The organism is Vibrio sp. 10N.222.52.B12 (assembly GCF_002875385.1).
Classification (GTDB): Bacteria; Pseudomonadota; Gammaproteobacteria; order Enterobacterales; family Vibrionaceae; genus Vibrio; species Vibrio jasicida.
In genome coordinates, this window is sequence record NZ_MDAW01000081.1 from 1 (window position 1) to 413 (window position 413).

The 413-nt window shown below is 44.1% G+C and carries 1 protein-coding gene; it reads right to left on the minus strand.

Annotation, left to right across the window (positions count from 1 at the left end; genetic code table 11):
* The coding region (locus tag BCT11_RS04000) for a transposase (RefSeq protein ID WP_133152137.1) at positions 1-413 on the minus strand (413 nt) is incomplete at both ends.

Here is a 413-nt window from a genome sequence, read left to right on the forward strand (position 1 = left end):
TTTACTCATCACCTTCAGTTGACTCGCTATAAACTGACAAGCGTATTTAAAGCTAATTTCATTCGGCATTCTTCCATGCTCAACCGCTGCCTGACTCGCTTCACGTCTTACTAAGTTATAACCAAGCAACAGCCCCCAGAGTTCTTGATAAACAAGGTCTACTGTTTTGCTGCGTAATACTAAGGAATTGTGTTGCATTGAGCTTTTGATATCACGATAACCCAATTCGATTTCCCAACGTTCGTGGTAGAGTTCGGCTACTGCGCTCGCGTCGTAGTTTGTTCTAGGAAGGGAGGTAAAAACGGTTTTCTGCTTACCTTGTACTTCGTAGGTCACCGCTCTGACTTGCCATTTCTCAGGTAAACTAGGGTTCTTTTTGCGAGCTTGCGGAGAGACTTTCATTTCGATGAGCA